Annotated in this window: 14 protein-coding genes, 1 tRNA gene and 1 pseudogene; 5 read left to right on the top strand and 11 right to left on the bottom strand. The window is 64.1% G+C overall.

Annotation, left to right across the window (positions count from 1 at the left end; translation table 11 throughout):
• Positions 1–14 precede the first annotated feature (14 nt).
• A complete protein-coding gene (locus FJ957_RS00715; protein ID WP_140827432.1) occupies positions 15–683 on the top strand; it encodes a DUF1007 family protein in 669 nt (222 codons plus the stop codon).
• Between the two features lie 103 nt (positions 684–786).
• Positions 787–1,965: a nickel/cobalt transporter gene (locus FJ957_RS00710; RefSeq protein ID WP_246685742.1), complete on the top strand. Its 1,179-nt coding sequence runs from the start codon at positions 787–789 to the stop codon at positions 1,963–1,965.
• Positions 1,966–2,031: 66 nt separating this feature from the next.
• On the opposite strand, the gene denD is transcribed toward FJ957_RS00710, so the two are convergent.
• The 4 genes from denD to FJ957_RS00690 all read right to left on the bottom strand — a co-directional run bounded on the left by denD (position 2,032) and on the right by FJ957_RS00690 (position 5,019).
• Entirely contained in the window at positions 2,032–3,006 is a 975-nt protein-coding gene (gene denD / locus FJ957_RS00705) for a D-erythronate dehydrogenase (protein WP_140827427.1), read from the bottom strand.
• A gap of 2 nt (positions 3,007–3,008) precedes the next feature.
• Positions 3,009–3,215: a hypothetical protein gene (locus tag FJ957_RS00700; protein ID WP_140827422.1), complete on the bottom strand. Its 207-nt coding sequence runs from the start codon at positions 3,213–3,215 to the stop codon at positions 3,009–3,011.
• A 51-nt stretch (positions 3,216–3,266) separates the two neighbouring features.
• A complete protein-coding gene (locus FJ957_RS00695) occupies positions 3,267–4,268 on the bottom strand; it encodes a cation diffusion facilitator family transporter (protein ID WP_140827421.1) in 1,002 nt (333 codons plus the stop codon).
• A gap of 64 nt (positions 4,269–4,332) precedes the next feature.
• On the bottom strand, positions 4,333–5,019 hold the full coding sequence (locus FJ957_RS00690; protein ID WP_140827419.1) for a GNAT family protein: 687 nt from the start codon (positions 5,017–5,019) through the stop codon (positions 4,333–4,335).
• Positions 5,020–5,101: 82 nt separating this feature from the next.
• On the opposite strand from FJ957_RS00690, the gene FJ957_RS00685 reads away from it, so the two are divergent.
• Complete coding sequence (locus FJ957_RS00685) at positions 5,102–6,286, top strand: pyridoxal phosphate-dependent aminotransferase (protein WP_140827416.1); 1,185 nt, start codon at positions 5,102–5,104, stop codon at positions 6,284–6,286.
• A 14-nt stretch (positions 6,287–6,300) separates the two neighbouring features.
• Here the strand turns inward: FJ957_RS00685 and FJ957_RS00680 are convergent, their stop codons facing one another.
• The 3 genes from FJ957_RS00680 to FJ957_RS00670 all read right to left on the bottom strand — a co-directional run bounded on the left by FJ957_RS00680 (position 6,301) and on the right by FJ957_RS00670 (position 9,170).
• Positions 6,301–7,062, bottom strand: coding sequence for an SDR family oxidoreductase (locus tag FJ957_RS00680; RefSeq protein ID WP_140827413.1), 762 nt, complete (start codon positions 7,060–7,062; stop codon positions 6,301–6,303).
• Between the two features lie 328 nt (positions 7,063–7,390).
• A complete protein-coding gene (locus tag FJ957_RS00675) occupies positions 7,391–8,122 on the bottom strand; it encodes a tellurite resistance TerB family protein (protein ID WP_140827411.1) in 732 nt (243 codons plus the stop codon).
• A gap of 121 nt (positions 8,123–8,243) precedes the next feature.
• Entirely contained in the window at positions 8,244–9,170 is a 927-nt protein-coding gene (locus FJ957_RS00670; protein WP_140827410.1) for a rhodanese-related sulfurtransferase, read from the bottom strand.
• A 348-nt stretch (positions 9,171–9,518) separates the two neighbouring features.
• Between FJ957_RS00670 and FJ957_RS00665 the strand changes: the two genes are divergently transcribed.
• On the top strand, positions 9,519–10,157 hold the full coding sequence (locus FJ957_RS00665) for a 2-dehydro-3-deoxy-phosphogluconate aldolase (RefSeq protein ID WP_140827408.1): 639 nt from the start codon (positions 9,519–9,521) through the stop codon (positions 10,155–10,157).
• A 31-nt stretch (positions 10,158–10,188) separates the two neighbouring features.
• On the opposite strand, the gene FJ957_RS32405 is transcribed toward FJ957_RS00665, so the two are convergent.
• Positions 10,189–10,332 (bottom strand): hypothetical protein, encoded by a 144-nt coding sequence (locus tag FJ957_RS32405; protein ID WP_281407666.1) that lies wholly within the window; start codon positions 10,330–10,332, stop codon positions 10,189–10,191.
• 95 nt (positions 10,333–10,427) lie between these two features.
• Between FJ957_RS32405 and FJ957_RS00655 the strand changes: the two are divergent.
• A pseudogene (locus FJ957_RS00655) lies at positions 10,428–10,700 on the top strand (AraC family transcriptional regulator); the annotation flags it as partial.
• A gap of 53 nt (positions 10,701–10,753) precedes the next feature.
• Here FJ957_RS00655 and FJ957_RS31730 read toward each other — a convergent pair.
• From FJ957_RS31730 to FJ957_RS00645, 3 genes are all read right to left on the bottom strand, one after another.
• Positions 10,754–10,930 (bottom strand): hypothetical protein, encoded by a 177-nt coding sequence (locus FJ957_RS31730; RefSeq protein ID WP_181167050.1) that lies wholly within the window; start codon positions 10,928–10,930, stop codon positions 10,754–10,756.
• Positions 10,931–11,055: 125 nt separating this feature from the next.
• Positions 11,056–11,129, bottom strand: a tRNA-Gln gene (locus FJ957_RS00650).
• A gap of 96 nt (positions 11,130–11,225) precedes the next feature.
• Positions 11,226–13,082 (bottom strand): DUF882 domain-containing protein, encoded by a 1,857-nt coding sequence (locus FJ957_RS00645; protein WP_140827406.1) that lies wholly within the window; start codon positions 13,080–13,082, stop codon positions 11,226–11,228.
• Positions 13,083–13,282: the final 200 nt, after the last annotated feature.

Below are 13,282 nucleotides of genomic sequence, written 5' to 3'. Positions count from 1 at the left end.
AATCGCGGCAAGGAATGCATCTGAAACGGCAAGCCACCATGCTGGCTTCGGCCCTTGCGGCCACATTGGCCTCGGTCGAGCAGGCCGAAGTGCACCCGCATGTCTTCGCCGAAGCCCGGCTCGACGTCATCCTCAGCCAGGATCACCAAAGTGTGACGGCGCTGCGCCACCTTTGGCGCTTCGATGACCTGTTTTCGAGTACAGTGATGATGGAGTTCGACAAGAACTCCGATCTGAAGCTTGACGACAAAGAGCTCAAGGAAGTGGCCGACACCGTCCATTCCTCGCTGGCCGAGTTCAACTATTTCCAGCTCGTCACCCAGGACGGCAAGGACGTGCCGATGGTTCCGCCGCCGCATCTGATGGCGAACTTCGACAACGACCAGCTGATCATCCTGTTCGAGTCGCAGCCCAAGAAGCCGATCAAGCTCGACGGCAAGATCGACATCGGCGTCTACGATCCGACCTTCTACACGGCGATCGATTTCACCGACGACACCAACCTCACCGTCGAAGGCCTGCCCTCGACCTGTACCAAGAAGGTCGTCCGGCCGGATCCGGACGAGGCGATCAAGGAAAACCAGAAGACCCTGACGGACGCGTTCTTCAACGATCCGACAGGCACCGACATGAGCAAGATCTTCGCTACCAAGCTCGAATTGGACTGCCCGCCGGAAGGATGATTTGGTGATGAAACCGTCGCTGCGCGCAAGCAGGTTTCGCAAAAGTGCCCTGCGGTTTTGCGATCGGAACCTGCGACAACCAAAGGAATCTAGGCGGATATTCGTGGGGCATCCCACGAATATCCGCTTAGCGCTCGGCCTGCTGGCCGCCACCTTGGTGATCGCCCATTTGCCCGTCGTCGCGCACGCGCAAAGCTCGCTCGGCATCGGCACCAATGACGGCATGGCGCCAACCACCACGGGGCCGTTCGCCCATATCCTGATGTGGATCAATCTCCGGCAGCAGGAATTCTACCATTCGCTCGCCGCCGCCATGAAGGCGATGCGCCAGGACGGCAGCAAGCTCTGGCTGCTGATCGGCCTGTCCTTCGCCTACGGCATCTTCCATGCCGCAGGCCCCGGCCACGGCAAGGCGGTGATCTCCTCCTATATGATCGCCAACGAAGTCGCGCTCCGGCGCGGCATCCTGCTTTCCTTCGTCTCGGCGCTGCTGCAGGGCCTGACGGCGGTGGTCGTCATGATGCTTGCCTATTTCGTGCTGCGCGGCACCGCGATCTCGATGACGGACGCCGCCTGGTTCCTCGAAATCTCCAGCTTTGCGCTGGTCACCTTGTTCGGCGCCTGGCTGCTGTGGCGCAAGCTCGGTCCGTCGGTGCTGCGACTGTTCGGCAGAGCGCCCGCCTACAGCCTGTCGGCGGCTCATGCCGGCCATTCGCATGGCGGGCATTCGCATGCGGGCCATTCCCACGCACATGCGCACGCCGCGCATTCCCGTACCATGCACGTGCATGACGATCACGATCATCATGACCATTCGCATGCGCACGCCCATGATCTCGACGCGCATGAACACCACCATCACGCCGACCACGCCCACCACGACCACGGCCCGGGCGAAGTCTGCGAGACCTGCGGCCATTCGCATGCGCCGGATCCGGCAATGCTGTCGGGCGACCGCTTCGACTGGCGCACGGCCTGGTCGGCGGTCGCCGCCGTCGGCATCCGCCCCTGCTCCGGCGCGCTGATCGTGCTGAGCTTCGCGCTGCTCAACGGGCTTTGGTTCGGTGGCTTGCTGTCCGTGCTGGCAATGTCGATCGGCACCGCGATCACCGTCTCGGCGCTGGCGACGATCGCCGTGCTGGCCAAGAACTGGGCGGTCTATTTCGCCGGCGACGGACGCATCGGCAACCGTATCCATTCGATCGTCGAGATCGGCGGCGCCGCCTTCATCTTCCTGATCGGACTGCTGCTTCTGTCGGCCAGCCTGTCGGGCGGCGTCTGATCAAAAGCAGTGGCCGAGCTGGGTCGATCTGCGGGTCAGCCCAGCATCACCTGGTATCGACAGACATCAGGCGATCTTCCCACCCAGTTCGTCCTCGATATGCGCGCGGATGATTTCGTCGAAATTGCTTTCGGCGGCGAAGCCTAGCTCCCTCGCCCGCCTTGCCTCGAACCGCGTCGGCCAGCCTTTGACGATCGCCCAGATGACCTCGTCGGGCTGCTCGCGGATCCGCTTCACGACCTCGGCGCCGGCGATGCGCTCAAGCGCCTCGATCTGCTCGCCGACAGTGACGGCGACGCCCGGCATTGTGAGATTGCGGCGCGGTCCGACCTTGTCGCCGTCGATTTCGGCAGCATGGATGAGGAAATTGACCGCCGAGCGCGGGCTGGCATGGGTGTGCAGCACCGAGCGCGGCACCGGCAGGATTGCCTCCTGGCCAGCGAGCGGCTCGCGGATGATGCCGGAGAAGAAACTTGACGCCGCCTTGTTCGGCTTGCCGGGGCGGACGCAGATCGTCGGCAGCCGGATGCCGATGCCGTCGAAGAAGCCGCGCCGCGTATAGTCGGCAAGCAGCGCTTCGCTCATCTGCTTCTGCGTGCCGTATGAAGTGAGCGGCGTCGGATGGAATTCATCCGGGATGACGTTCGGAAACGGCGCGCCGAACACGGCGATCGACGATGTGAAGACAAGGCGCGGCGCGAACGCCGCCAGCCGCACGGCGTCGAACAGCGCGCGCGTGCCGTCGAGATTGACGCGATAGCCGAGGTCGAAATTGGCCTCCGCCTCGCCCGACACGATGCCGGCCAGATGGAAGATCACATCCGGGCGGGGAGCCACGAGAGCGGCCATGGCGCCGGGCGCGGAAAGATCGCCGGTGTGGATCGAGACATCCACGCCCACGAGCGCCGGCGCCTGCGGCGCCACGATGTCGTGCAGGTCGAGCGCCGTAATCTTGCGCCCGCGTAGGGCGCCGTCCCTGGCCAGGCGCGCGATAAGCTTGCGGCCCACCATGCCGGCGGCGCCGGTGACCAGTATTCTCATCTTCAGAGACCTTTCTTGCGCTGGCTGCGTCCGCGCAGCCACAGGACGACGAACAGCCCGACCATGAAGACCACGGCGATGGCGGCCGCCAGGACCGTCGATACCTTGCCAGCGGCCAGCATGATGGCCGGCAGGAAATAGGCGGCGAGGCCGAACACAACCAGTATCACCGCCGCGGCGGCCGCAGCGTTGCGAGTGTCACGATCCATCAGCGGGCGTTCTTCATGTCGAGGCTGCTCGGTTTTGTCATCAGGCCGCGGTCAGTGATAGTGCCGGCGGTCGCGCGGCGCATCATGCGCGTGGTCGTGATCGTGATGGTGGTCGTGCTCGTCATGGCTGTCCGCGCATTGGCCGAATTCGGGTTCGACGGTGGCATGCTCGATACCATGCTCGGCCGCAAGCCGTTTCTTGATGGCGCTCACCGCCACATGCGCATCGACGCCGTCGTTCAGGCAAGCATGCAGCGTCGCCATGTTGGAGGTGCCGTCGAGCGACCAGACATGCATGTGATGCACCTCGCGCACGCCCTTCACCGCGCCTTCGATATCCCTGGCGATCAGGTCGCGGTCGAGGCTGGCCGGCACCCCCTCGAGCAGGACATTGGCGGCCGCGCGCATCAGCGACCATGCCGTCGACAGGATGAGCAGCGACACCAGCACCGACAGGATCGGATCGATCGGCGTCCAGCCCGTCGCCAAGATGACGATGGCGGCGACGATGGCCGCGGCCGACCCCAGCAGATCGCCCAGCACATGCAGGATGGCGCCACGCATGTTGAGGCTCTCTCGATCGCCGCCATGCAGCACGAGGAAGGAGGCGATGTTGACCAGGAGGCCTGCCACCGCCACCACCAGCATCGGCCCGCCCAGCACCGGGGCCGGCGTCATCAGCCGGCCCCAGGCCTCGTAGACGATCCAGAGCGCGATGACGAAGATGGCGATACCGTTGGTGTAGGCGACCAGCGTCTTCACCCGGGCGAAGCCATAGGTGAGACGGCCGGTGGCAGGACGCCCGGCGAGATGAAAGGCGTACCAGGCTAGGCCGAGCGCGATGGCGTCAGCCAGCATGTGCCCGGCATCGGCGACCAGCGCCAGCGACCCGGTAAGCCAGCCGCCCAGCGCCTCGGCGACCATGAAGCCGGCGGTCAAACAGGCAGCGATCAGCACCCGCTTCTTGTCGGTTGAGCCATGCACATGCCCGGCGCCATGGCTGTGGCTATGACCGGCCGGGCCGTGGTCGTCCGAAGCATGGTCATGCGCCACCGCCCAACTCCTGTCTGCCGACCATGGTCCTGAAAACCGGTATCCCGGTTCTCAGGATCATGATCTACGCGCCGAACTCGGCGCGGAAATCTTCAAGCCGCCGTCTCTGGCTTCCCTGGGCATCGAAATTTGCCGGATCGAGCCAGGCCTCATAGGCTTTTCGGAGTGCCGGCCACTCCTTGTCGATGACCGAATACCACGCCGTATCGCGGTTTTCACCCTTGATCACGAAATGCTGGCGGAAGATCCCCTCGAACTTGAAGCCGAACCGCTCGGCCGCGCGCTTCGACGGCTCGTTGCGATTGTTGCACTTCCACTCGTAACGGCGATAGCCGAGCTCGTCGAAGACGTATTTCATGAACAGGAACTGCGCTTCGGTCGCCGCCGGCTTGCGCGAGATCAACGGTCCCCAATAGATGTTGCCGATCTCGATGACGCCGTTGTTGGCATCGATGCGCATCAGCGTCTGTCGTCCGGCGACCTTGCCGCTTGCCTTGTCGATGACTGTGAAGAACAGCGGATCCTCAAGCGCCTCGGCCTTGTCGAGCCATGGCTGGAAGGCGGCGCGGCTTTTCGGCGGATAGTCCGGCAACCATGCGAAGCGCCCATCGATATCGGCGACCGACGAGGTTTCATAGAGGCCATCGCCATGCTTTGCCGCGCTGAACGACTCAAGCCGCACATAACGGCCTTCGAGCACCTTGCGTTCCGGCCGCGGACGCGGCTGCCAATTCTTCAGATCTTCCGACACCGGCCACTCCAATCCGTTGACTTTTACCTGCGGACCGTCACAAAAACGCTCGCTCACAGAAAGAACCACAGGGACGGGAAAAATGCTCCACACGATCGCGGCCTTCGACCGTCTCGGCGAGGAAAATGCCTTCGCGGTGCTGGCGAGGGCCACCGCGCTTGCCCATCAGGGGCGCGACATCGTCAACCTCGGCATCGGGCAGCCCGACTTCAAGACGCCGCAGCACATCGTCGAGGCGGCGATCAAGGCGCTGCGTGACGGCCACCATGGCTACACGCCGGCCAACGGCCTTTTAGCCACCCGCGAGGCGGTCGTGCGCCGCACGCTGACCACCACCGGCGTCGAGGTGTCGCCCGAGAATGTGATGATCCTGCCGGGCGGCAAGCCGACGATGTTTGCCGCGATTCTGATGTTCGGCGAGGCGGGCGCCGAGATCCTCTACCCCGATCCCGGCTTTCCGATCTACCGCTCGATGATAGAGTTCACCGGCGCCACGCCGGTGCCGGTGCCGATCCGCGAGGAAAACGGCTTTGCCTTCTCCGCGGAAGAGACGCTGGCGCTGATCACGCCGAAGACCAGGCTGCTCATCCTCAACTCGCCCGCCAATCCGACCGGTGGCGTCACTCCGCGGGTCGAGATCGAGAAGCTGGTCAAGGGCCTGGAGGAGCACCCTCAGGTCGCCATCATGTCGGACGAGATCTACGACGTCATGACCTATGACGGCGAGACTCATTGCTCGCTGCTGAACTTCCCCGAAATTCGTGATCGGCTGATCGTGCTCAACGGCTGGTCGAAGACCTGGGCGATGACCGGCTGGCGCATGGGCTGGTCGATCTGGCCGAACGGCGACAAGGGCGCGCATCTCTACGACAAGGTGCGCAAGCTGGCGGTCAATTGCTGGTCCTGCGTCAACGCGCCGAGCCAGTTCGCCGGCATCGCGGCGATCGACGGCCCGCAGGACGATGTCGAGAAGATGATGCGCGCCTTCGACAACCGCAGGAAGATCGTGGTCGAGGGGCTGAACGCGCTCCCCGGCATTTCCTGCATCACGCCGAAGGGCGCCTTCTATGCCTTCCCCAACGTCTCGAAAACCGGCTGGAAGGCCAAGAAGCTCGCTTCGGCGCTATTGGAGGATGCCGGCGTGGCGTTGATCGGCGGCCCCGATTTCGGCGTTCTCGGCGAAGGTTATATCCGGCTTTCCTATGCCAATTCCGAGGAGAACATCCTGCGCGCGCTGGAACGGACCGAGGCGTTTCTGAAAAAGTGACCCGTCGGGCGCGTTCACCCGCGCCCGACAAACGGCATCTTCGTCGCCATCACCGTCATGAACAGCACGTTGGCGTCGAGCGGCAGGCTCGCCATGTGCAGCACCGCATCGGCCACGCGCTCGACATCCATCACCGCTTCGGCGGCGATCGAGCCATTGGCCTGCGGCACGCCGATCGTCATCGGCTGCGCCATCTCGGTCAGCGCATTGCCGATGTCGATCTGGCCGCAGGCGATGTCGAAAGGCCGGCCGTCGAGTGCCAGCGTCTTGGTGAGCCCGGTGATCGCATGCTTGGTCGCCGTATAGGGCGCGGAGCCGGGGCGAGGCGCATAGGCCGACACCGAGCCGTTGTTGATGATACGGCCCCCCATCGGCTTCTGCCGGCGCATGGCGCCGAAGGCTGCGCGGGCGCATAGGAACGAGCCTGTGAGGTTGACGCCGACGACGTCGTTCCAGACCTCGACCGGGATTTCGTCGATCAGCGTCGACTTGTAACCCATGCCGGCATTGTTGAAGAGCAGGTCGACGCGGCCGAAGGCCTCGAGCACGGTCTCGAACATGTCGTCCACCTCGTCGGCCTTGCTGATGTCGCAGGCGACGGCCAATGCCCTGGCTTGCGTCTTCCCCGCCTCGGCGATCGCTTCTTCCAGCACTTTCTTGCGGCGGCCGCAGAACACCGTGTTCCAGCCTGCCTTGAGCAGCGCCGTCGCGACGCTCTTGCCGATGCCGGTGCCGGCGCCGGTAACGATGGCGGTCTTGTGTGCTATGGCTGTCATCGCCGTCCTCCCGGTCATGGATGGAAGAACGTGGCATCGCAAATGCCATGGGTCATGGCAAGCAGCTGTTGGTGATAAAGAAGAGGCCAACAAAAAGGGCGGCCATTAGCGACCGCCCCGATCTGAACCGCGCTTGGGAGGAGGAAAAGCCGGTCCGACTGGTTAGAATGATGCGCTTGCTGGGTTAACGAGAAGTTAACGGCAACCACACCCGCTAACCTTGGGGCATAATCCCGAAAAGTGGGAACCGGTTTTCGGAGAAGATCATGTTCCAACAAAGAGTCAGATCGGGATGACGATCCAACGAAACGTCATCCTGATCTAGTGCTCACCGGGGCGAGCTGGGCGCGCTTCCCGCGGGCACCTTTGCCGCCGAAACCGTCGCCTCGACATGATCGACCAGGGCGTCCGGGAGGCCGAGGCGGCCGGCGAGCAGGTCGAGGTAGCCGCGCTCGGCGCGCGTGTCGGGATCGATGGCCAGCCGCGAGGCGGTGTAGAGCTCCAGCTTCTGCGCATCGGTCTTGGCGCCGGCGACCAGCGTGTCGAGATCGAGCGGGCTTTCGAGCTCGGCGAGCAGGAATTTTTCCGCTTCAGCGCCGATGCCGGCGAGCTTGAGCTTGTCGGCGATCTTCCTGCGCTCGTCGTCATCGACATGGCCGTCGGCCTTCGCCGCCGAGATCATCGCCCTGACCAGCGTCAGCGTGAACTCGGCTTCGCCTTGCGGCGCCTGCGAGGGATCGAAGGCGGTATCGGCGGGCGGCGGCAGCAATTCCGGCTCGCCGGATGCTGGCGCCTGGGCCGGCTCCGCGCCGTTCTTGTAGTTCTGATAGGCCTTGTAGGCGAGGCCGCCGATCGCCGCCAGGCCGCCGAGCTTGACGGCCGCGCCCGTCACCTGCCGGCCGGCGCCGGTGCCGAGCAGCACGGCGGCAAGCGCGCCGGCGGCGAGCGGGTTGTCCTTCGCCATTTGCACCGCCTGCCCCGCCTTGTCGCGGACGGTCGATCCGGTGCCGGGAATTTGCGAGCCGAGAAGGTCGTCGAGCAGCTTCTTGGGGTCGAGCATCAATGCCTCCAGAATTGGCCCGGCCGAAATGCGCGCGGGCATGGTTTCGGACCGGCAAGAGGTAGGCCCCGCGCATGGACATTACAATGACGAGGCGAGTTTTACGCGCAAGGGCGTGGCTCTAGCTTCCGATATGGCGCTTGCCGCCGCGCGCTTGCGCAAGTTCGACCTGACGGTGGCGTTCGGCATAGCGCTCGCGATCCGTATCGGACCGCGTTTCGAAGCAATGCGGGCATGAAACGCCGAGCACGTATTTCGGCGACAACCTGTCCTCGACCGTCAGCGGGTGTCGACAGGCGCGGCAGAGTTCGGCTTCGCCCTCCGCGAGACCGTGCGAGACGGACACCCGCTCGTCGAAGACGAAACATTCGCCTTGCCAGAAGCTCTCCTCGGCCGGGACCTCTTCCAGATATTTCAGGATGCCGCCCTTGAGATGAAAGACGTTTTTGAGGCCGAGCGACTTCACATAGGCCGTCGCCTTCTCGCAGCGAATGCCGCCGGTGCAGAACATCGCCACCTTGCGGCCTTCAAGGTCCTCGCGGTGTTGCTCAACCCAGGCCGGGAACTCGCGGAAGCTGGTGGTCCCGGGGTCGACCGCGCCCTTGAAGGTGCCAAGCGAAACTTCATAGGCGTTGCGCGTGTCGATCACCAAGGTATCGGCATCGGAAATCAGCGCGTTCCAGTCGGCCGGCGCGACATAGGTGCCTGCGCTCGCCGCCGGATCGATATCCTCGACGCCCATGGTGACGATCTCGCGCTTCAACCGCACCTTCATGCGGTGGAACGGCATTTCGGCGGCGCTGCTGTATTTGACTTCCAGCCCGGCAAGGCCTTCGATGGCCTCGAGGTGACCCAGCAGCGCGGCGATCGCCTCCTCGCTGCCGGCGACGGTGCCGTTGATGCCTTCATGCGCCAGAAGCAACGTACCCTTGATGCCGCGTCCGCAACAGAAGGCCGCGAGCGGCGCGCGCAGGGTCTCGTATCCGTCGAGCCGCGCGAATTTGTAGAGCGCCGCGACGCGGACCGGATTTTGTGTTGTCGTTGTCATGGCCATGCCATAGAGCAACTCCAGGAAAAGTGCGAAGCGGTTTTCCGTCCGGAATTGCGCAAAAATTAAAGATAGAGCGGTTGCCGTTTCCAGGAAACGGCGGTCCGCTTTAGGCCGTGCTGAAAGCCGTTTCAAGGCAAAGCAGGAAGGCGGTTAATGCATGTCGCGCAAAGTGGCCTCGGTTTTGCGACAACGACATGCATCAAGCAACGACCTAAAAGCGCGTCGCGTGGATCCGTTTCGACGCGACGCGCTTTAGGTGCGCGGCATCGCGACACGCCGGGCTTCGTGGACTTGAGCGGATCCTTCTGCTAATCGGTTTAAAGTGATAGAAATGGAGACCAGCACATGACCAGCAAGGCCGAAAAGCTCCTGTCGCTTCTCAACGGTCAACCGGTCATCCCGGTGCTGAAGATCGCCAATGTCGCGGACGCGGTGCCGCTCGCTCGCGCCCTTTCACGCGGTGGCCTGCCGGCGATCGAAATCACGCTGCGCACCGCCGACGCGCTGGAGGCGATCCGCCGCGTGGCTGCCGAGGTCGAAGAGGCGATCGTCGGCGCCGGCACTATCCTCGATGCCAAGCAGTTCGATGAAGCAGCACGCGCCGGCTCGAAATTCATCGTCAGTCCCGGCATCACCAGAGAGCTTCTCGACGCGGCCAAGGACAGCCCCGTGCCGCTGCTGCCCGGCGCCATCACGCCCGGCGAGATCATGGCCGCTCGCGAAGCCGGCCTGCGCTTCCTGAAATTCTTCCCGGCCGAGCAATCCGGCGGCATCGCTTCGCTGAAAGCCTTCGCGTCGCCACTCGCCGATGTGAAATTCTGCCCCACCGGCGGCATAACGGCCAGGAACGCCGCCGACTATCTGAGCCTGCCCAACGTCACCTGCGTCGGCGGCTCCTGGGTGGCGCCCGACGATCTCATCAAGGCCGGCAAGTGGGACGAGATCGAAGCGCTGGCGCGTGAGGCGAGCAAGCTCAGGAAGTAATCAGCGCCCTCACCAGGGCAGCGCGCCGTTCTCATCGAAGTAGCCGCCCGTCGATCCCGCCTGGCTCCAGCATCGCCAGCCGCACGATGATCTCGGCCGCCTGCTGCACCGTGCGCCCGCCTCTGTGCGCATTGAGTTCCGTCGCGGTGTAGCCGGGAGCGGCGGCGTTGACCATGATGCCGCGAGGCGCAAGCTCTCGCGCGAAGGCCAGTGTTTACGGCGTTGAGCGCGGTCTTCGAACTGCCATAGCCCATGACGTTGGGCGACTGGCTGTCGCATATGAGCAACGCCGTCTTTCATCGCCACTTCAAGGCGGCGACGGCGATGAGCCCTATCCAGTATCAAAAGCAGCTTCGCCTTCTGGAGGCGCGCCATCTGCTGATCGCGCAACCGGGCAGCGCCGCGCATGTCGCTTTCACCGTCGGCTACGAAAGCGCCTCGCAGTTCAGCCGCGAATATACGCGCCAGTTCGGAGTGCCGCCCGCGCGCGACTCCGCGCGGCTTCTGGCCAGGGGCGAAGCGGCCACGCTGAAAATTGACTGAGCACTAAAAAACCGGCCGCCTTGCGCCGGCCGGGATTGGTCTTGCAAACGCAACTATCTGCAGACTCTGACCTTCTCGACCACCTTGTGGTGGTGGCGCCAATGCGTCACCAGCTTGGTCACGCAATGATGTCGTCCGGTCTTGACGATCACGGTTTCGGCTTGCGAGGGAGCGACGACAGCCGATGCCGCGGCGAGCGCCAGAACTGACGCCAATACAATCTTCTTCATGAATATCCCCAGTCTGGAACGAACCCCTTCTAGCCCATCATTGGGCGCGGCGCTCCAACCTCACGGTAAGTTTAGCCTGGCGTGAAGATGCGCACACCGAACGCCGACCGGGGCATTGCCATGTCTGGTTCCCGCTCATGGATTCGAACCACGATTCACGCCTTCAAAGGGCGCTGTCCTACCATTAGACGAAGCGGGAAGACCTTCTGGCTAACAGGTAGCGGCGCTGCCATGAAAGACAAAAGCCGCGCTGGCGGGCCAACGCGGCTTTGTGGGTGGCCACGCTGACTCGTCGCTATTTCGTTTGAAAGCGCGCGACCGAGAGGAACTTCACCGCGTTGCCGGTGAACCGGCTTGCGTCAGGCACGCCGCCGTCCGCCTGGAAGCCGGCCGTATACACTTCGCTCGGCGGCGTATGCACGATGTTGTAGGCATATCGCGGCGCTGTCGTCGGGTCGGAAACCGAGGCGATGTTGACGCCAGCGCCCAGTGCCCAGCGCGCGGCTTGCGGCGGCGCCGCCACCACCATGGCCTTGGGCCCGGGCTTCAGATCGTGGGCGGATGCCCTGCCTTCCTTGGCCGTCGTCTTCACGCCGGCGCCGATCGCCTTCGCCGGATCGGTCCCGGCCGGAAGCGCGGCGATGGCCTGGCGCGGCGAGGCCGCATCGACGCCCGACGGATCGTTGAATGCGGAGCGCGGTTCCGGTTCGGTCAGCGACGCGAGCTGATACTCGGCGCCGCCGCCATCGGCCCCTACGGTTGCATTGGCCTGTTCGAGAACGGCTTTCACCTCATCCTGCTTGCCAGGCTGCGGCCGTGCGGTCGGCAGCACCGAGAACGCGTCGGTCGCGCTCTTGTCCTGCGAAGCGGTTTCGGCCAACGCCAGAAGCACGTTCTTGTCCTTCGGCGCGAGTTCCGCCGGCGTCGAGCGGTCAGGACGCCAGGTCGGCAGCGGGATGTTGTTGACCGCCACCTGCGCCGGATCGGTGCTCGCGGCCTCCGCGGCGCTGGCTGTGCCGAACGGAACCTTGTCCGGCACGGGCGCCTGGGCCGTCGCAACCGCCTGCTCCGTCGTCGCCGAGGCGTCCGCCGTGGCGAACGGCACGTTCTGCGGCGTCTGCTGGCCGACATCGGCCTTCGGACGCGGCGCGAAGTCGGGCAGCGGGATTTCCTTGGGCGGCAGGGCGGCGATGATCGTCTCCGGCGTATCCTGCTGCGGCTGCTGCTGCTCGTCGGCGCTGTCATCCGCGATCTGCGGGATGTTGGCGCGCTTGGCATCCTTCGGTGCGACAATCGCGATGCCCGGAAGATTGCTGTCGCGTGCCGTGGCGGCGCTGGCGACCTGAACCTGCTTCACGGCTTTCCGCTGAGGCGCCGGGGCACTTTCGTCGGCGTCGTCATCGGCCTCGTCGGCGCCGCCGCCGAACCAGGCAAAAAGGCCGCCGGAGCGCTTGGGCGAGCCGCCGGCGCTGGCCAGTTCGATGTTCGGGGTGCCGGCCCCCTTCCGCGCCTGATACGCTGCCACTGCCTGCTCATAGCCGGGCAACGGGCGTCCGTCGCTCGGCACATGCAGCGTCTTGCCGTTGGGGAACAGGCTGACCAGTTCCTGGCGGCTGATGCCCGGCCAATGGCGCACGTTGCCGACATCCATATGCACGAATGGCGAGCCGGAAGTCGGGTAATAGCCGACGCCGCCGCCCTGCATCTTGAGGCCGATGTTGCGCAGTTTCTTCAGCGGCACGCCGGGAATGTAGAAATCCATCGCCTTACCCAGCATGTGCTGGCTCTTCTCGGCGACGCCGCGGCTGCGCGAACGCAACAGCGCGTTGGTTGACGGCGAACGATAGCCGCAGACCACTTGGATATAGTCGGTGGCGCCGCTTTCGCGATAGGCTTCCCAGACGAGATCGAGCAGCCGCGGATCCATCTTGGTCGGCTCGTTGCGGCGCCAGTCGCGCAGAATGATGTTGATCTTGCGCAGGCCTTCCGAATCGTAGCGGCCATTGCGCTTGTAGACGATCTCGGCCTTCTCGTGCGTGTGCAGGTGATAGAGCTTGAGCGTACGCACTTCGGCCCTGGCGCCCGACGTCACCACAGAAAGGAACCCGACGGCCAAAATCACGAACGTCAGCCACCTCGGCCAGACGCTCATGTGAAAATGCCGCCCGTTTTTGCGTCGTTCGACTTTGTTCAAATCAAATGGCTTTCAGGCTGCCGTTTGTCCCCGGATTTGACAAAACGGATGCGTGGTTTTCACATCCGAATATCGATCCTAATGGTTAATCATCGTTTATTGAAGCCGAAATGCGGTAACACCGTGGCGATATCCCGTCAAAAATTATGCACAGCATT

The organism is Mesorhizobium sp. B2-4-6, assembly GCF_006442775.1.
Taxonomy (GTDB): domain Bacteria; phylum Pseudomonadota; class Alphaproteobacteria; order Rhizobiales; family Rhizobiaceae; genus Mesorhizobium.
This window is presented reverse-complemented; position numbering and strand designations above follow the sequence as displayed.